This is a genomic window from Psychromonas ingrahamii 37 (genome assembly GCF_000015285.1).
Classification (GTDB): Bacteria; Pseudomonadota; Gammaproteobacteria; order Enterobacterales; family Psychromonadaceae; genus Psychromonas; species Psychromonas ingrahamii.
In genome coordinates this window covers 1,565,842-1,583,350 of record NC_008709.1, presented here as the reverse complement: position 1 = coordinate 1,583,350, position 17,509 = coordinate 1,565,842, and the positions used below count along the sequence as shown (strand labels likewise).

The following is a 17,509-nucleotide window of genomic DNA, read 5'->3' as shown; positions in this document are numbered from 1 at the left end:
TTAAAACTCCTGTTTCCAATTTAAAGTACGTAATACATCGGCAAAAACACCCGCAGCAGTCACTTCTGATCCAGCACCGTAACCACGTAAAACTAATGGAATAGGTTGATAATACTGACTATAAAATGCCAATGCATTTTCACCGTCTTTTACTTTGTTAAGCGGGTCATCTTCATTGACCGCTTTAATACTGCATTTACATTTACCGTTTTCAATGCCGCCAATATAGCGTAGCACTTGACCATTTTCGTCAGCTTTAGCCTGCAATTCAGCAAAATAAGCATCAGCCTCCGGCAAGCGAGTCATAAATTCATCAACACTCCCTGTTTCGTCAAAACCAGGTGGTAATGCAGGTTCAATTTCAACATCATCAAGCGATAATTCCATCCCTGCCTCACGTGCTAAAATAAGCAGTTTGCGCGCGACATCCGTGCCGCTTAAGTCTTCACGAGGATCGGGCTCAGTAAAACCAAGCTTACGCGCTTCTGCGGTTACCTCGGAAAATTTCTTACCATCGTCCAGTTTACCAAAAATAAATGACAATGAACCCGATAATATACCGTTAAACTTGACTAACTGATCGCCCGCATTAAACAGGTTTTGCATATTTTCTATGACCGGCAAACCTGCGCCAACATTGGTATCATACAAGAATTTACGACGTTTCATTAACGCGGTTAAACGCAGTTGGTGGTAATAATCCATACTGAAAGTATTGGCTTTTTTGTTGGCAGCAACAACGTGGAAACCCGCGCCCAAAAAGTCAACATAACGCGCGGCAATCGCATCATTGCTGGTACAGTCAACAATGACAGGGTTAATAATATGTGAGTCATCGACCATAGATTGCATACTGGACAAGGATAACTCTTCTGTTGCAGTGGCTAATAACTCACGCCAGTTGCTTAATTGAATGCCTTGATCGTCCATTAACATCTTACGACTGTCGGCAATGCCGCAGACGCGAATTTCAATATTTCGTTCTGATAAGTAAGCCTGTTGACGATGTATTTGATCAACCAGTGCTGATCCTACCCCACCACAGCCGATAAGGAACATATCTATATATTGCACACTACCAAAAAAGTTTTGATGACAAGCGATGACCGCTTCTTTTGCTTTTTCCTCTGATACAACCGCTGAAATAGAACGCTCAGATGAACCCTGCGCAATCGCAGTAATGTTAATAGAAGCTTCCGTTAAGGCGGTTAGAAAACGCGCGGCCACCCCGCGTGCTTTTTTCATGCCATCACCAACCAGTGATATGATAGCCTGCTTTTCAACCACATCAATAGGCTCTAATAAATGATTTTTAAATTCTAAAGAGAACTCCTCATTTAATGCATACAAGGCTTTTTGTGTCTCACTAGAGTGAATACAAAAGCTTAAACTGTATTCAGACGATGATTGCGTAATCAAAATAATCGACACACCTGAACGTGAGACGGTCGTGAATATACGCCCCGCCATGCCAACGATGCCTTTCATCCCGGGTCCTGAGATACTCAGCATGGAGAGCCCCTTAAGATCAGAGATACCTTTCACTTGCAATGCCTCATCGCCATGTTCTACTCCAATTAAAGTACCATTTGCTTGCGGGTTATAGGTGTTTTTTATTAAACAGGGTATATGGTGCTGCGCTATCGGGGTAATCGTTTTAGGGTGTAATACTTTAGCACCAAAATATGAAAGCTCCATGGCTTCAGCATAACTTAACGAACTTAATAATTTTGCATCTTTTACCAAACGCGGATCACAACTGTATACACCATCAACATCGGTCCAGATTTCACAACATTCAGCTTTTAAACAAGCCGCTAACACAGCAGCCGAGTAATCCGAGCCGTTACGACCTAATACAAGTGTTTCACCCTGCTCATTACCTGCTGTAAAACCAGGCATCAAGTAGATAGCATCTTTGACAATGGTTTCTTTTTCAAACAATGCACGGGAAACGTCAATATCGATTTGCGCTTCAAGATAACCACCTTTGTAAGAAATAAGCTTTTCTTGTGGTTTAATGATTTCTACCTGATGACCCTTAGCGATTAACAATTGCTTCATACAGGCGACACTAAGCAATTCACCCTTGCTTAATATTTGAGCTTCGATACTGGCAGGGCATTGTGCTAGCAAACGCACACCTTCAAGCAAATCACTTAAATGTGACAATTCACGCTCAAAAATAGTTTCCAGTAATTCATCTGCAAACTCTGCATAAGTCCCCTTCAGTGTTTTGATGAGATCAGCAAAAATATTTTGAATATCAATTAAGTGGCTTTCTGAAGATATACCCATACTGGTTTTTTCAACAACAGCGACTAGATTGTTGGTGACACCCGCCGGTGCAGATAAAACTAAAGCAATTTGAGATTGCTGCTGATTATTAATAACAATATCAGCAACCTGATTAAAACGTTCGGCATTTGCTAATGATGACCCGCCAAATTTAAGTACGCGCATTGATACTCCCTGTTATGATACGCAAAACCCGCAGAAATGCGGGTTTTGTAAAGACGATGATTTATTTAATAAATAGAACAAAAACAGAGGCGTTATTTAAGCGCTCTGCAAAAAAGAAGTTAAATTGATAAAATAATGTACAAAACATAGTATTATTGCTGCTGCTTTAATAAATATTAAAGAATCCGATGGTACTATCATAACAAAGCTTTATCTTGACGGAAACAATTGACTGTTTGGTAATGCTGTTTTTATACAAAGCGAATAAACTTGGCCTGACTTTTGAATCAGCTTTGTTCCATTTTATGCTTGCCCCTGTTTAAAGTTTGCAGAGAATGAAGCATTAAATCATTTCCCCTAAACTAAGCTGGATAATGTGCTAAATATTTTGCCGCAATGGCTCCTCTTTTACCATCAATTTTACCTTTAAAAGTGAGCAACCGCTTCATTAACAGTTTGAATATGATAAATTTTATCTATTACTCTATTCTAATATTTATAATCTATCCGATATAGCAGCAATAAACAGTGAAAAGTAAATTAATAACACCTGCTGGTTATAAAAAACGACAGGAAGAACATGATTATTTATGGAAAGATAAAAGACCCAATTTTTATAATAAACGTATATTAAGACAAATCGATCGCCGAGTGCGTTACCTTAGAAAACGATTAGAAGAACTTAATGTCATTGACTATTCCCCCTAGCAAAACGGAAACGTTTTCTTTGGTCCAATCGTTGAAATTGAAAATGAGGGTGGAGAACGACTTTGTTTTAAGATAGTCGGCCCTGATGAAATCTATGATACTAAAAACTGTATGTCTATCGACTCCCCTATAGCGTGTGGAATGCTAAAAAAAAGTGGATGATAAGTTTGTTGTTGAAACGCCAAAGGGTGAAAAAGAGTGGGTTATTAATAAAATTGATTATGAACTGTATTAGTTCATCTTAATTTAACAGAAGTGGGTAAATAGAGGATATATTGATTTGTTAACTTACCCATCTACTTTGGCAGCAAGTCCTTTCCAAATGCAATAACACCCGATAGTGTTAAGTACTATTACAATAATTTCCCTGCATTTTGAATGCAGTTTACTCAATAAAAGCGCTCTTTAACATCAGAAACCTTTCCAGTAAGTACTTAGCGCTGGAAGATAAATTAAAAAGCGGTGCACACAGAAATTTTCTGTCCTTATAAAAGAGTTGGGTGTAAGTTTATCAAAATATAATTTACCCCCAACACCAGCACCGCATTAACAATCGGTTCTGTTATACGTCTATACGTCGAAATCAGAAGGATTAATGCCAACGGCAAGACAGGCATCTTTAACGGCTTTTTTCTCATCTGCATCAAAATCGCCATCAGCACCACCAATCACGATACCAAGCTGGATACAGGCACGTGCTTGATCATCCTTACCTTTTAATTTACCTATCGCCTGTATTGCATCAATACGTCCAAAGTCAAAATCTGCGATTAATTTATCACAATAGAAATCAAATTTAACTTTCAAATCGGCAGCATCAAATACTTGTAAACTTTCATTACTCATAATAAACGCCGCTGTTTTTTTGCGTTCTGAAGCATCTATATCGCCATCAGCTGCAGCAACTAAAGCGCACATTGCCATTGAAGCATCGGAAAATTTTTGGTTTTTAAACTTACCAATATTTTTTTGTAAGCCTTCATTCATTTCTTCTGCTTTGCCTTTAAAATTGTCCCATAATCCCATGCTAGTATCCTCTCTTTGCTAAGTAATATTATAAAATTTTTTATTTTGTGTTGTCATCAAAGACAAGAGGCGCTTAATAGCCCTATCTCACAATGACTAACTATTGATTCTGCAGCTGTTATATTCAAATAAATGAAAGGCTTCCCTGCAAAAAAAATACATCTGAAGTTATCATTCAGATAATGATAACCGTATCAGTAACCTACTCCACATTAAATGGTTTCACAACCTCGTTTAACACGTAAAAGCTATTATTAGCCATTTTTAACATGGGAATATCGACCGGTAAATTACCAAATGCCTGAACAATGTCGTAACGCTCGTCATTGCCCCTAAAAATGCTGTTTAATCGAACAACTTTTTCTTGCTCTTGGCATTCACTTTCAATTTCACCCGTTAGTATGCCATTCTGCTCTATTATAGTAGTACCGATCACTCGTTTAACGGGCCAGCCTAGCTGCTGCACAATACCGGCTATATAAGACTCTGGTGATGCAGTCACAATCCATATTTCAATGCCGGCATCATCTAATTTTATCATAAGATCAACCACTTCAATAATTGGAGTGACTTTATCAAATAACGCTACACCAGCCGTAAAAAGCTCCTCCCGTGTTTTTCCTTTTAACGATTTTTTGTATAAATACGTTTTTATTGATACCTTAATCCCCTGCTGATAAGTGGAAGCTTTAAACAACAAGGGTAATAATTGTATAGCTAATGGTGTATTACCTAAAAAATATTTAAATAAGAAATTTAATGAATTTTCTTCAATTAATGTTTCGTCAAAATCAAACAGTGCTATTTTCATTTTTATCTTCTTTTTGCGGGCGTAAAACTTATTTAACGTCTTTAATTAATGCACATGCACCAAATGGCATATCATTCATTTCAACAACATCAATATTTTTCTCTTTTGCCAGTTTTAATAAATGGACTGTACTCGGGCTAAGTTTATCCTGCACAATTAATAAATCAGGCACCCTGCGAAGCATGACTCTTGTCGCTTCTGCAATACCAGGCTTAATCCTGTTTTTATTAGAAACATGATGCTGCTGCATCATTTCTTTCAAAAAAAATCGCGTCATTGACTGCCGAGTTGTTGCCAAAAGTGATTTATTTTGTGATGGGTTTTGAAAATCGCTTAACTTAAAACAATCCGAAATCTGATTAACAAACCAGTTTGAACGATCATCATTTTCTAAATGAGAATATGAAATACAGCCATGAAAATCATCCGCATTTATTTGATCATTCAAGACTGACCGGCTGATTAGCCCGCTCACGGTCGAATTCATTAGCGCACTGGGTATCGCATAATCATCAAAGGTAGCCGAAAAGTCTGCTGTTCCGCCGATATCTGAAATAACAAATAATTGTTCAGATAGGTTGAGGTTGCGGCGCGTATTATAATGCTGAACCGCTTTTTTTAATTCTTCCGTCATCACCCCTTTTGCAGTCCAACCGTCCACAAAAACAATGCTTTCGGGTTTTATTTTTTGATTAAAAATAAGGTGATCCAGTGCATTTTCATCAATGCCTTTATCCCGAATAATACTAATTGAATAATGCTGTGAATTGACCCCGGCATATTCATTAATTGCTCGATTTAATAACACGCCAATGGGGGTGCCTGCACGTACCAAAGAAAGAATACAGATATCACCATCACGATTTTCAACTATCTTTTTGGCTAATTGTAAGACTTCAACCGCCAGGCGTTTTTTGTATTGCTTAGTCAGGCTTAAAAAAAGATCTAAATACTCTTTCGATGGTGCGCTTTCTTGATTCACCATTTCTGAGTAATGCATTACACCAGTTTGAATTAACCGTTCTTTGTCTTCAATAGTATAAAATTTAGGTTTGATGTTTTTTAACAGAAATAAACAATCTTCTGCGCAGTAGCTGCCCAATAAAGGGATTTTATCGGAGTATAAATTATTAAACATGGGAGATAGCTTTCATTATTTGGCTGGATTTAGGAAAGATAGCAAAATCTAAATTTCGAATAAAGGGGAGATCAGACACACTATCACCGATCCCGAAAACCACGTCTTTATCAGATATATTTAGCTTTTTTATCAAGTAGTTAACCGCTAGTTCTTTACTCGCATAAGGGGGTAATACGGCGAAGTTACCGGCATTGCCATGAATGCTAAAATCAAGTTGCTTAAGATGCAAATTAATCTTAGCTAACAAGCTTTCCTGATGCTGATGAGCAGGAATTTTTATGCAAATATAAGTACAAATATCATGATCGATAATCAAACGAACACGGGCTTCACAATTCATAGCGCTAAAATAATTGATTAGCTGACAATGCGCCTGAGTCAGCTTCTTCTGCCAATGTTTCATATCATAAGTGTTATTTAAATAATTAATCCAGCAGGGCAATAATGCAGATTTTTTATCTAATATCAGCGCACCATGAGAAACAATGGCATACTCACTGTTTGTTACTTGATCAATAATACAATGCTTATAGGCACTCGTTCTTCGTCCTGTTACCGCAATAAAGGAGGCTTTCAAAGCCGCTAACATCTGCACTAATTTTTGTTGTTGAAGCGTTGCATAGGATTCTATTTCACCCTGTTTGTTAACAGAGGTTATCTGACTATCAGCCGTTTTTGTATGTTTTCTCTTACTGCTAAACAAACTATCATCTAAATCTGTGAAGACAAATATGCGAGATGACTGTGTCATTTAGAAGACCTCACACTTTGTTAAGGGGTATAGACTTGCAAACTCATGCGACTCTCTTGCACTTTCATTTTCCAGCAATACGTAAACGTCTCTATTACCTTCTTCAAAATTATAAAGATAATGTTCAACTTTACTGCTGTCAAAAGAAAAAGATAGCTTCTTCTCAATAGATTCCCCTAGGAGTAAAGGAGAGCGATTAATTGATTGATAGAGCACATTACAACCTGCCTGTTCATGTCTTTCAGCAATCAGGAAGGGAATATATTGATGTTCACCATTAGCGATAATGGTCATCTCTTTTGATGAAGTAATACTTGGCAAACCACCTGAATAGGGCATTAACATAGCGCAGCGCCCGAGTTCATCCGATGATTGTGCTTCACATAATCCTGTATCTGCATTTCCTGGCAATTCGGGCTTAAAAGTATCTTTTTTCACCATTGATATTTGAGCTTCCATTAAGGACACATAACGAATGGGAATATTAAAATCTGTGATGGATAAACTCTGTTTTCTATCAACCAAATTAACTAATGAAATAATGACAATTTCTTCGATATTCATTAAATATTTTAATAATCCGCTGATAAGTAATTTAATGGTGCGGCCTGTAGTTATTTCGTCATCCACAATCACTAAACGTTTACTTTGAATGATGCCTTCAAGCAACGCTGTTTTAGGTGCATAGAACATATGATTGACCGCATGACTATGTGCTTCATCAAGAGAAAACCACAAAGGTCGATTCAATTTATGACGCGTCGTATGCTGAAAATAGACATTTTCTTGTTGCGCTCGCGCTAAGCTATCTGCAACCCCTCCCCCGAGTCCCGTTGCAGCTTCAGCAAGACTCACAACATAAGTTAATTGATCTTCCCCAAGAGACTCAGATAATGAATCATAAACTTCCCTCATTACATTAGGTTTAGTGGGAACATAACGACCAAGCACTTTGCTGACAAGCATAAAACTTCGCTTCGGATTTTGTCTGCAAGCAAAGGTTAATAATTCTTCAACTGGTTTTTTTGTCTTTAGTACATCAAGTGAAATAAGTCCCGCTTGAGTTTCAAAATTGTAATTCATAGTGTATTTACTTAATTTGATTTTTCACATAAGCCAGCCGCACTCATTTATCTGCTTAAAGAGTATTACTCTAAAATTTAAACTGGATTGATATTCTGTAATGGATCAATATGAGTGACTATTCTCATTAAAATAATGCGCATACGCTAGGCGAATCAGTATCTCTATATTGAGTCATTGTTAATAAGAATAAAGCTCCATCAATCATGCTTGCAAGTAGTTAAGCATAACCACAAACAGCTGAATGTTGGAGCTCCAATATTGAGCGTCATTAATTAGATTAATTTAGCCAATCAATGCATACATAACACCAGCCCACACAAAGAACATGGCTAACAGGAAGTATGCAACATTTCGAGTTACTTTCTTATAGTTAAAAATTAAGCTTGCTGCGACGCCGCCTGTAATACCGACAATAGACCAACGTAACAAGGTTAAACTATCATCTTGAAGCAAAGGTAATGAATCAACACCGTTAATTAAAAACCAAGCCAGCAAAGGTAATGCAAAAGCGATAGTCGTATCAAAAGTATTTGATGCTAGCGGATTAGCAACCGCATCTTCATATTCTCCTTTTCTAGCATCCTTGACTGATAACATTAAATCTGGAACGGAAGATGCCGCAGACCCAAAGATTAATCCTGCAAAAAATTCAGGTACGCCGAGCACGGATGCACTGCCTAGTACGCCTTCAACTAATATACTCGAAGAGCCAGAAATAACAGCAATCGCTAAACTTAAAACAACCAGCGACGAGACTAATGTAAAGGGTCTATTTGAGAAAAATAAGGTATTGAAGTTAAAGGTAATTAAATTTAAAAACACGCCGCGATCATCAATCTCTTCATACTCATACACATCTTCGTCATCACCTTCACGATTACGTTTTGAATCAATATATAAGTGCACTGCATAAAATACATAGATAACATTTAATACGACCGCCATCCAGAGTGTAAAATGATTAAAACCGAGAAAGATAATCAATGCAATTTCTGCTGTTAACACCCAAAATACGTCTCTTATTAACACGCGTTTAGTTAATTTAATCGATTTAACGGCTGAGCCGTCCTCATCTTTTGCCATAATAATAGAAAGCGCCGGTATAACACAGCCATTAAATATTGCAGATCCCGCTGTCACTCCTAATGCAACCATCACTAATGATGGATCGTTAAACCAGAATAAACATGCAATCACTACGCACATTTCAGGCATACTTGATCCGACTGCATTGACAGTTGCACCCTTCACACCTGGTGGAAAGTTTCTCCCTAAATAAGAGGCAGCTTGCTCAAAAGTATCACATGCATATTTTAATAAATAACATGAAAAAATAATTAATAAAAAGGGCCATACGTTTTCTATTGTGTTCATTTAATATCTCTAATTATATTCAGTACGTTTTACCTAACATCAAAAAATGTTAGGTAATATTAATCCCATAGTTGACTGCCATCGCATGCAGTCCACCTGAGTAACCTTGACCAATTGCTTTAAATTTCCACTCTCCTTTATGGCGGTATAATTCACCAAAAATTAATGCAGTTTCTGTGGAATAATCCTCAGATAAATCATAACGCACCACTTCTTGATGATTGCTTTCATCTATTAAACGCATAAATGCATTTGAAACCTGCCCGAAATTTTGATGGCGTTTCTCTGCTTCATGAATAGTGACACCGACAACAATTTTAGCAACCTCGGCAGGCACTGCGCCTAAGTCCACTTTAATGGATTCATCATCTCCGTCACCCTCACCGGTTAAATTATCACCCGTGTGTTCAATAGATTGGCATGGAGATAACAATTGACCATAGAAAATAAAATGAGAATCAGAAAGAATTTTATTTTCTGAATTAAGCATAAATGCAGATGCGTCTAGATCAAAATCATGACCATTCATTGAATTTGCATCCCATCCCAAACCAAGCAAGCAATTCTGCATGGAGGGCGCTATTTTTTCTAAAGAGACGTTACCGCCTTTTTGCAAAGAAACTGCCATTTTATGTCCTATAATAGTTTAGTGTCATTTAATGTAAAGATATTTAATGTCATTTAATATAAAGATAAAAGTGGATAGCTAACTGATCACAACAAAGAGTGTCAGGTTCTATTGTTAATATTAAGGCCGACTAATATTCAAAGAAAATTATAAATAATGTTTTTTAACCGTCTCTATCATGCCGGGTAATTTACTGTCTTTAGTGGGTTCACCAAGAGCAGAGAATTTCCAATTTTTATTATGTAGGTAGAATTTACCTAATACCATTGAAAGAGCGCCTGAAAATTGCGGGTCATTAGTCACATCATAAGTGGCATAAACACTGTTTACATGCGTTGGAGTACCTTCATACAGACGGATAGAAGCAAAAGGAATGGTTTTAAAATCGTGACCGCTGTAGGAATTTAAAACAAAGACTATTTGATGCGCATTGCTGTCTAACTTATTTAAATTTAACGTGATTATTTCATTATCCAAGCCATCATCGCCATCAAGATCACCCGTTCGGTCATCACCAGAGTGTTTAATACCTTGTGTTTCCAATTTGCCAAAGTAGACAGTGTCTATGACTTCATTCTTAGCATCAAAAACAATACAACTTGCATCTAAATCAACAGCAACTTTTTTTTTGCCGCCAAATAACCCTTTCTTTTCAATCGCACCCCAGTTCACACCAACACAGATTTGGTCTAAGTTCGAACCATTACTTTTTTCAAGGCTAATTTTTTGCCCTTTTTCTAATGAAATTGCCATTATTATTTCCTTAATCTAAACATGTAAAAAAGGGGAAACAGATGCTCCCCCAGAATAAATATTGTTCGACTAACTGTATTTAAAGTTAAACATTAACATTAAATTGTTGCGCCATTGCTTTTAAGCCGCCGGCAAAACCTTGACCCACAGCTTTAAATTTCCATGCACCATTGTGGCGATACATTTCACCGAAAAGCAGTGCCGTTTCAGTAGAATAGTCTTCCGTTAAATCGTAACGGGCAACTTCCTCGTTGTTCTCTTCATTAACAACTCGAATGAAAGCATTAGAAACTTGACCAAAATTTTGTTTACGTGATTCAGCTTCGTGAATCGTTACACCAATAACAATTCTCACAACATCAGCAGGGACTTTGCTTAAATTAATTTTAATCGCTTCGTCATCACCCTCGCCTTCGCCGGTTAAGTTATCACCAGTATGTTCAACAGAACTACACTCAGAAACTAAGTTACCGTAAAAAATAAAACCTTTATCTGAAAGTACTTTACCTTCTGCATTAACCATAAAGCCAGATGCATCTAAGTCAAAATCAGTTCCATCAGTACTTCTTGAATCCCAACCTAAACCGAGTAGACATTTAGTCATACCTGGCGCAACTTTATCTAGTGAAACATTTCCGCCTTTTTGTAGAGAAACAGCCATTCTGATACCACCTTTTTAGTTATTGAAAATAAAATCTAAAATCGAGTCTAACATGAAGCAGAGTTAAAACTCCACGTGTAAAAAATCAAGATATACTAGCCTATTATTCAGAATCATACCTATCAGAATAAATAATAAAGATCCGACGATGAAAGTTAACTTACCTCAGGAAGAGTGATCACACTCTCAAAGGAGCAAAATAAACGCCAAAATAAACGCCAGGGCATAGCACATCGAAATATTTAGACTATTGGTTTCTTAGATAGTTCAATAATAATGGCAACTTGACCACCAAAATGCAGATATAACTCTTTTCGCCAACATTCTATTGTATTTATATACTCACGACTTCAATCGGTCATAAATTTTTTAATAATAAAGGTGATCAATAATAATATTGTATGTGGACTTATGTTGTTTCCACTGATGGGGGAGGTGAAAGCCTATAGAGCGACGGGATCGAGGTCAATAACAGCCTAATGCAAGTAAAATGTGCCAAGAAAAGGAAATTAAGTTTGTATTATATATTCACAACCGAAAGCGTTAAATTAATTATTAATGGCTTTAAAGAAAAAATTTACAATCACAAAACAGTCAGGGTGATTTTGGATAGTAAAGATGATCACTTAATTGATACGTTTGCTATGATTTTGCAGCTCACAAGATTAAAAAACAAGTCGCCCATGGTTTTTCCTGTCAACACGGATAAGTAATGACGCATAGGTTTTAAACATATAAATCCACAATGCTTCTAGATATCATATTGATATATAGAAGCATTAAATTGTAAAAGTGTTTAATTTTATAAGTTCACCCACTTGCCTTTAACTTAGGCAATACCTTACGATGCAAAACCTATGGATCCAGTTTTAGATTCACTAACCTTACCAAAGTAAGAAAATTAACTTTTAATCTTCTACCGATTTATCTAGCCGCACTGGATAATCCGAATATCCTTCTCTAACCATTTATTTGGCTGATGGAGGGCACCTAAAAACAATATACCAATCTCACCAAAGCTCAGTGTAGCGTTAACACGCTCAGCAATAAAACGATCCCGCCTCTCGAGTAGGGATTGGGCCAGTTTGATAGTTGAGGCATCTTCCTTACTTATTTCTTGCTTAACCAATTGCTTATCAAAATGATACTCTTCTAAAAGCAAAGAGGGATCCTCTGTTCCCATCAGCGTGGCGCCTTTTTCAATAAGGAGCATAAGGAGTTTATGGTTATGGCTACCTTGAGCAGCTGTTTCCTTAACGATTTGAGTGGCCAAATCCGATACGGGCAGGCCATCTTGATACAAACGCACTTTGTTAAAGGGAAGCTCAAAACCTAGAATTTTCTCTTCAATCTCCTGCCAAAGTTGTGTGACGGCGGGCTGGTCTTCCTCTGCTTGCTTTAACGATCCCATATCTGATTGCGTATGAATAATCGGGATGCATATTAATAGTCGCGGTATTGGCGTAGTCATCACTTTCCTTAAATATTTGCACATAAGCTTCTAGCAACGATTCTTTCTAAAAGGTTCCAACTCATATATATTTTATTGAGTTATCAGCTGCATAGTTAAAATGGAGATTCGCTTATATTGATTTGTAAAATGTTTGAATTAAAGTTATTCATTCAAACATAATTGAGAAGTGGGTATCATTACAGAGAAAAATATTAATTCGTAAAAATATTATATAGGGCGACGTTATAATAAAAAATTCATTAGATTATCAAGCAAAAATACGCCACAGTTGATGTATTAAGCATAAATATCGCATATTTTTCAAGATAATGACAATCTTTAATGAAGGACTCTTTTTTCATGAGCTTGCGCTATGATCGGTGTTACGTCAATTTTATGGGTAAGCCACGATGGCACCAAATAAGTAAGTAGGCGAACATATAAAATCAAACATCTTTATATCAATGTAATAAAAAGATATTTGAAAATTTATGCTTTATTACTTAAATGACCAAATTAGTATTCTTTGGATTTTTTATTTAATAATTAAAACTCGTTATAACAAGGGTTATTTATAATTTTTGTGATTATCCCCCGTACTTAACAATGCCAGTTTGTGAAACAGTCCATCTCACACTCTTCGACATTCGCTTTCCTCATATCATTTAACTAATGCTTTCTCTATTTTTTCTAACCGTTTTTCAATGCTGGATAACTCACCTTCTTGCGCAGGAGCTTGAGGAGCGAAAGCAGGATTGTTGTTCCACCAGTCCATTCCCATCTCTACCGCTTTATCCACCGAGCAGATCACTAGACGCAACTCCACAGTAAGGAGTTCTACATCAACCAGTTTGATTTTAATATCACCAGTTACCACTATTCCCTTGTCCAGAATACGTTCTAATAGATCCGCTACGGTGGTACTTTTCACCGAATGAGTCATCGACTGCGGTTTTCCTGTTGCCATACCTATATATTCCTTACAGTAAACGGCCCAATGGGCCCAAATCTAAATTAAGATCTTCAACTTCAAGGCCAAATTCCTTTCGTAGCCTATCAATCTCTTCAGCCTGCTTCATAAAGGCTAATCCCAAACGTTCTATTTCGTCATCTTGCAATGAGCCTGCATCCATACGTCTTAGAGCTTGGCGCTCTAGCAACTCATGCAGCAGTTTGACCAGCGTTAAAACTAATCTCCCCAAACCGTTCTTCAGATCATCAGACTCCAGATTTAGTCCACCGACACTAGCCGCCGGCTTTGTGTCCGAATTCACATCTGCTTGATTGTTCGATTTAAAGTGTTCAAAAGGCATCTTAAACCTCCTCTTTAGGAGTATTAGATTGCTCTCTAGTCTCAACGTTACTCAGTATTAGTCGCACACCAAGGGAAATAAGATCGACATTGGCAACCGAAATCGTTATTTCACCGTGGATCACTACACCTTTATTAATAATACGATCAAGGGCATCACAAAGGGATATTTTCTCGCATTCCTGTGCAGTCAGTTCCGGATTAATACTCACGTTCGCCATAGGCATATTTCCCTTGATAAAAATGTTATTCGATGCATTTTTTTTGAGTTTTTTTAAACTTGAGGCTTAAGATATCACTCCTATCTTTCTTCGTCATTATATTTGTCATTTTCATCTTTATTTTCATCATCATCATCATTGTCATGATCATCATTTTTATCTTTATCGTTTTTATCATCGTCTTCGTATTCTTCATCGTCGTCTTCGTATTCTTCATCGTCGTCTTCATATTCTTCATCGTCGTCTTCGTATTCTTCATCGTCGTCTTCGTATTCTTCATCGTATTCTTCGTCAAGTAAATTACTCTCTTCCTGCAATTCATCCAACCTATCAAGCAAAACAGTTTCCCGCTCTTCAAACTCTTGCTCAGTTATTTCGTTGCTCTCAAATTGTCGATATAAATTGGTTAAATCAGTGGTGATTCGATCTGCTTCACCATCCAGTTCTTCCTGAGCCTGACGCTGGATCTCTTTGAACAACCATTTAATGCCCGAGTAGGGTGCTAGCAGAATGTCATCCAGAATAAACATGGTTTATCACCGCCTGCCTGTCATGGTCTTTAGATCAAGTTCGACGAAATTATGTGGCGCCCAAGGACCATTTAGTTCAATGTCATAGGTATTATCGAGCGTCTTCCCTGCTTCAACAACACGTTCCTCAAATACTTCAAGATCAGCGCGTTGAACTAGGCATGCAAGATTAACCACCACTTTCTCATCTTTCGGTGGAATGCTATGAATCTCATCGCAACCAGGTAAAATAATCTCTTCAAGATCAGTTTGATGGGATAATCGAGCCTCTGTTACTAAAGCGTCATACATGTGCCCAAGGTTGATACGATCGTCTCTTCTAGGATTTTTGTTACCGTCATAAACCCGATCTCGTTCTTCGCGTAATTCAGAATGATTATCGACAAAATAATCATAAATATTAGGCACATTCCAAGTCACTTTAATCCCCATCTCTACTCTATCTTGAACGCGATCCAGTTGTTCAAGTAACTGGGCGTTATATTGAGAGCAAAAACGGTTAACAGCCCGTTCACCTGTCGCGACTGTACCGAAGCGAACGGGCAGCACGCTCGTCTTACTCATTAGCTGTTTGAGAATTTCATTATGCGCCATAATATTACGTCGATCAGGTCTGGGGCGCGGCGAAGATGGACTTAGGTCACTGACCACAAAACTTATGGATTCTTTTTCAATGGTATATATATCGCTTTTATTGATACCAACTAAATTTCCTAAATCCTGCAGACCCCCAGCAGTGATAGCATAAATAACCTTTGGCTTAGCTATAACCTTGCTACTTGATTTGCGCACTTTTTTTTTATTTTCGGCCATAACACCCTATTCTCTTATTTATAATCCGGGTAATTTTCAGTTATTCAATTATTCAGTTATTCAGTTATTCAATTATTCAGTTATTTCCTTCAACTGCATTGGACGAATACGCTTTATACGACCGTCTTCAAGTTTTACATCAAGGAGTGCAGCACAAACCCAACACTTAATAGGTCCTTCATAATCTTGGTAGCTATCGCTTATAACAATTTGATGTCCGCAGGAGATGCAGTTGATTTTTATTTCCATTTTAGGTTCCCTTTTCGAAATATTGTATCTAGTCAAGTAGGTACTCTATCGGAAACACTTTGTAAGTATTTCCGATAGAGTACCAAAAAAAATCTTAAATTGCTTAAAAAAACATAAGGTATACTTCAATAACGGAGTTTAAATCCTCTACTGACTGATTTTTCGACAATCGAGTTCTCTTGATTTGTGCGCTTTTCTATCACTTTCAAGCTCTGGCACAGAAAATCGATGTCAGTATCAATAGCCATTAGACGACGATTAATATTCGTTACTCGTTCAAGCGCACTGTTCTTTTCTTTTTGGCGTCGGAGTTTCTCCATCTCCAGAACCCCGCGCTTCAGGTACATCTGATAAGCTTCTTGCCCTGATGTACCACATGAACTTATAGTGCGGATATCTGCAAGCCCTCTAAGCGTTTTTCTTTTCGCAGCAGTCATAACGAATCACCTTATTATTGAGTTGACTTTACCATTTTAGGCCCTGATTTTAGACCCTGATGACTTGTACGTCGCAGGACAAAATTTCATAATGAGATCTTCTAGTTGTTTATCCAAGACAGATCGGTTGGAAAAGGATACCTGTTGAGTATACATGCACAGGACATCACGGCAGATACGGTGAAAGAATGTATTGTCACGAAAAGCATGCTCGCCCTTCTGGACCAGAACGCGAGCAATGGCAATCGAAGCACGAACCGTCGGCATCGTCTTCGGGCCGCTGGATACTATTTTACTACCACATAACTCACGAAATTCATTAACAATATCGACGATAGATCCGGCCTCATCGCTGTTGATACCAGATTTGGCAATGGCAACGCGCACTTCAGTATGTCGATCGGGGTAATGAAGCATGATGGTAATCATACGATCAACCAACGCATCCTGAGTAGCATGAGTACCTGCATACTCTTGCGGATTTGAGGTGAAAATAGCTCTGAACTGAGGATGAACTTCAAGATAACCATCACTGCGCGAGCTCGGTAAATTCAATATTCCCTCTTCTAGGATACTGAGCAATACGTTATTGGCTTCCGGTGTTGAACGGTTAAACTCGTCATAGACCAATGTGTCACCATTACGGCAGCAGGTAGTCAGACGGTTATCACTCCACAGACTCTGTAACTCTTCTTCTTCTTTAACTACCGAGTGAACATAATTATCTACTACTCGATGTCTCCGATAACCTGATTCCTTACCGATTAAGTCAGAAGTTCCAAATTCATGATTACCATGAATCAACGTAACCGGACGTTGTCGCAGTGCCGCGATATGGAATGCCAGTGTGGTCTTTCCTGTTCCTGCTGGGCCTGCAAAATGGACGGGGTAACCCGCGTCTAAATAAAGCATAGCGCGTTCCGTTACTTCTTTTATATAAGGTGTTTCTACGAAATCTTCACTGGCTTCAGGATAAATATGATCGTCGTCGGATTGTTCAATCTTAATCTCCGATACATTATTCAGGTTTTCTATGCTCATGTCTTTATACTCGCTAGTATTATTATTGTTTGAATGTTAGCTTCCGTTACC

Annotated in this window: 19 protein-coding genes and 2 pseudogenes; 1 reads left to right on the top strand and 20 read right to left on the bottom strand. The window is 37.7% G+C overall.

The genetic code is table 11. The features are described 5' to 3' along the window. Both thrA and PING_RS20460 read right to left on the bottom strand, forming a co-directional pair. The gene (thrA, locus tag PING_RS06730; RefSeq protein ID WP_011769665.1) at window positions 1-2,463 is read right to left on the bottom strand and encodes a bifunctional aspartate kinase/homoserine dehydrogenase I; all 2,463 of its coding nucleotides are present in this window, start codon (window positions 2,461-2,463) and stop codon (window positions 1-3) included. A 362-nt stretch (window positions 2,464-2,825) separates the two neighbouring features. Next, a pseudogene (locus tag PING_RS20460) lies at window positions 2,826-2,952 on the bottom strand (IS1595 family transposase); the annotation flags it as partial. Between the two features lie 39 nt (window positions 2,953-2,991). Here PING_RS20460 and PING_RS06725 point away from each other — a divergent pair. Next, window positions 2,992-3,406 (top strand): annotated as a pseudogene (locus PING_RS06725) (GreA/GreB family elongation factor). Window positions 3,407-3,741: 335 nt separating this feature from the next. Here the strand turns inward: PING_RS06725 and PING_RS06720 are convergent. From PING_RS06720 to gvpN, 18 genes are all read right to left on the bottom strand, one after another. Beyond that, window positions 3,742-4,197, bottom strand: a complete 456-nt coding sequence (locus PING_RS06720) for a tellurite resistance TerB family protein (protein WP_011769664.1) — start codon at window positions 4,195-4,197, stop codon at window positions 3,742-3,744. A 202-nt stretch (window positions 4,198-4,399) separates the two neighbouring features. Beyond that, window positions 4,400-5,008, bottom strand: a complete 609-nt coding sequence (locus PING_RS06715; protein ID WP_011769663.1) for an HAD-IB family hydrolase — start codon at window positions 5,006-5,008, stop codon at window positions 4,400-4,402. Between the two features lie 28 nt (window positions 5,009-5,036). Continuing rightward, window positions 5,037-6,146 carry a cysteine protease StiP family protein gene (locus PING_RS06710; protein WP_011769662.1) on the bottom strand — a complete coding sequence of 370 codons (1,110 nt, stop codon included), beginning with the start codon at window positions 6,144-6,146 and terminating at the stop codon, window positions 5,037-5,039. Next, window positions 6,139-6,900 (bottom strand): HAD family hydrolase, encoded by a 762-nt coding sequence (locus PING_RS06705; RefSeq protein ID WP_011769661.1) that lies wholly within the window; start codon window positions 6,898-6,900, stop codon window positions 6,139-6,141. Before PING_RS06705 ends, PING_RS06710 begins: the two co-directional genes overlap by 8 nt. Continuing rightward, entirely contained in the window at window positions 6,901-7,983 is a 1,083-nt protein-coding gene (locus tag PING_RS06700) for a phosphoribosyltransferase domain-containing protein (protein WP_011769660.1), read from the bottom strand. A gap of 285 nt (window positions 7,984-8,268) precedes the next feature. Beyond that, window positions 8,269-9,360, bottom strand: a complete 1,092-nt coding sequence (locus PING_RS06695) for a sodium:calcium antiporter (protein ID WP_011769659.1) — start codon at window positions 9,358-9,360, stop codon at window positions 8,269-8,271. 49 nt (window positions 9,361-9,409) lie between these two features. Beyond that, window positions 9,410-9,988 carry a TerD family protein gene (locus tag PING_RS06690; RefSeq protein WP_011769658.1) on the bottom strand — a complete coding sequence of 193 codons (579 nt, stop codon included), beginning with the start codon at window positions 9,986-9,988 and terminating at the stop codon, window positions 9,410-9,412. A gap of 147 nt (window positions 9,989-10,135) precedes the next feature. After that, window positions 10,136-10,741 (bottom strand): TerD family protein, encoded by a 606-nt coding sequence (locus PING_RS06685; protein WP_011769657.1) that lies wholly within the window; start codon window positions 10,739-10,741, stop codon window positions 10,136-10,138. A gap of 85 nt (window positions 10,742-10,826) precedes the next feature. Further along, the gene (locus PING_RS06680; RefSeq protein ID WP_011769656.1) at window positions 10,827-11,402 is read right to left on the bottom strand and encodes a TerD family protein; all 576 of its coding nucleotides are present in this window, start codon (window positions 11,400-11,402) and stop codon (window positions 10,827-10,829) included. 928 nt (window positions 11,403-12,330) lie between these two features. Then, window positions 12,331-12,873 (bottom strand): hypothetical protein, encoded by a 543-nt coding sequence (locus PING_RS06670; protein WP_011769655.1) that lies wholly within the window; start codon window positions 12,871-12,873, stop codon window positions 12,331-12,333. A 643-nt stretch (window positions 12,874-13,516) separates the two neighbouring features. Further along, window positions 13,517-13,822: a gas vesicle protein gene (locus tag PING_RS06665; RefSeq protein WP_011769654.1), complete on the bottom strand. Its 306-nt coding sequence runs from the start codon at window positions 13,820-13,822 to the stop codon at window positions 13,517-13,519. A gap of 13 nt (window positions 13,823-13,835) precedes the next feature. Then, the gene (locus tag PING_RS06660) at window positions 13,836-14,168 is read right to left on the bottom strand and encodes a gas vesicle protein K (protein WP_011769653.1); all 333 of its coding nucleotides are present in this window, start codon (window positions 14,166-14,168) and stop codon (window positions 13,836-13,838) included. A 1-nt stretch (window position 14,169) separates the two neighbouring features. Continuing rightward, window positions 14,170-14,388, bottom strand: coding sequence for a gas vesicle protein (locus tag PING_RS06655; RefSeq protein WP_157035315.1), 219 nt, complete (start codon window positions 14,386-14,388; stop codon window positions 14,170-14,172). A gap of 80 nt (window positions 14,389-14,468) precedes the next feature. After that, on the bottom strand, window positions 14,469-14,918 hold the full coding sequence (locus PING_RS19795; protein ID WP_011769651.1) for a gas vesicle protein GvpG: 450 nt from the start codon (window positions 14,916-14,918) through the stop codon (window positions 14,469-14,471). A 6-nt stretch (window positions 14,919-14,924) separates the two neighbouring features. Beyond that, window positions 14,925-15,731, bottom strand: coding sequence for a GvpL/GvpF family gas vesicle protein (locus PING_RS06640; protein ID WP_011769650.1), 807 nt, complete (start codon window positions 15,729-15,731; stop codon window positions 14,925-14,927). A gap of 72 nt (window positions 15,732-15,803) precedes the next feature. Next, entirely contained in the window at window positions 15,804-15,980 is a 177-nt protein-coding gene (locus PING_RS19790) for a hypothetical protein (RefSeq protein WP_157035314.1), read from the bottom strand. A 125-nt stretch (window positions 15,981-16,105) separates the two neighbouring features. After that, window positions 16,106-16,417 carry a hypothetical protein gene (locus PING_RS06635; RefSeq protein ID WP_011769648.1) on the bottom strand — a complete coding sequence of 104 codons (312 nt, stop codon included), beginning with the start codon at window positions 16,415-16,417 and terminating at the stop codon, window positions 16,106-16,108. 36 nt (window positions 16,418-16,453) lie between these two features. Beyond that, a complete protein-coding gene (gene gvpN, locus PING_RS06630) occupies window positions 16,454-17,458 on the bottom strand; it encodes a gas vesicle protein GvpN (RefSeq protein WP_011769647.1) in 1,005 nt (334 codons plus the stop codon). Window positions 17,459-17,509: the final 51 nt, after the last annotated feature.

Bases quoted from the DNA above. Each gene is read 5' to 3' on its own strand.
- thrA (WP_011769665.1), bottom strand. From the start codon at position 2,463: ATGCGCGTACTTAAATTTGGCGGGTCATCATTAGCAAATGCCGAACGT.
- PING_RS06720 (WP_011769664.1), bottom strand. From the start codon at position 4,197: ATGGGATTATGGGACAATTTTAAAGGCAAAGCAGAAGAAATGAATGAA.
- PING_RS06715 (WP_011769663.1), bottom strand. From the start codon at position 5,008: ATGAAAATAGCACTGTTTGATTTTGACGAAACATTAATTGAAGAAAAT.
- PING_RS06710 (WP_011769662.1), bottom strand. From the start codon at position 6,146: ATGTTTAATAATTTATACTCCGATAAAATCCCTTTATTGGGCAGCTAC.
- PING_RS06705 (WP_011769661.1), bottom strand. From the start codon at position 6,900: ATGACACAGTCATCTCGCATATTTGTCTTCACAGATTTAGATGATAGT.
- PING_RS06700 (WP_011769660.1), bottom strand. From the start codon at position 7,983: ATGAATTACAATTTTGAAACTCAAGCGGGACTTATTTCACTTGATGTA.
- PING_RS06695 (WP_011769659.1), bottom strand. From the start codon at position 9,360: ATGAACACAATAGAAAACGTATGGCCCTTTTTATTAATTATTTTTTCA.
- PING_RS06690 (WP_011769658.1), bottom strand. From the start codon at position 9,988: ATGGCAGTTTCTTTGCAAAAAGGCGGTAACGTCTCTTTAGAAAAAATA.
- PING_RS06685 (WP_011769657.1), bottom strand. From the start codon at position 10,741: ATGGCAATTTCATTAGAAAAAGGGCAAAAAATTAGCCTTGAAAAAAGT.
- PING_RS06680 (WP_011769656.1), bottom strand. From the start codon at position 11,402: ATGGCTGTTTCTCTACAAAAAGGCGGAAATGTTTCACTAGATAAAGTT.
- PING_RS06670 (WP_011769655.1), bottom strand. From the start codon at position 12,873: ATGACTACGCCAATACCGCGACTATTAATATGCATCCCGATTATTCAT.
- PING_RS06665 (WP_011769654.1), bottom strand. From the start codon at position 13,822: ATGGCAACAGGAAAACCGCAGTCGATGACTCATTCGGTGAAAAGTACC.
- PING_RS06660 (WP_011769653.1), bottom strand. From the start codon at position 14,168: ATGCCTTTTGAACACTTTAAATCGAACAATCAAGCAGATGTGAATTCG.
- PING_RS06655 (WP_157035315.1), bottom strand. From the start codon at position 14,388: ATGGCGAACGTGAGTATTAATCCGGAACTGACTGCACAGGAATGCGAG.
- PING_RS19795 (WP_011769651.1), bottom strand. From the start codon at position 14,918: ATGTTTATTCTGGATGACATTCTGCTAGCACCCTACTCGGGCATTAAA.
- PING_RS06640 (WP_011769650.1), bottom strand. From the start codon at position 15,731: ATGGCCGAAAATAAAAAAAAAGTGCGCAAATCAAGTAGCAAGGTTATA.
- PING_RS19790 (WP_157035314.1), bottom strand. From the start codon at position 15,980: ATGGAAATAAAAATCAACTGCATCTCCTGCGGACATCAAATTGTTATA.
- PING_RS06635 (WP_011769648.1), bottom strand. From the start codon at position 16,417: ATGACTGCTGCGAAAAGAAAAACGCTTAGAGGGCTTGCAGATATCCGC.
- gvpN (WP_011769647.1), bottom strand. From the start codon at position 17,458: ATGAGCATAGAAAACCTGAATAATGTATCGGAGATTAAGATTGAACAA.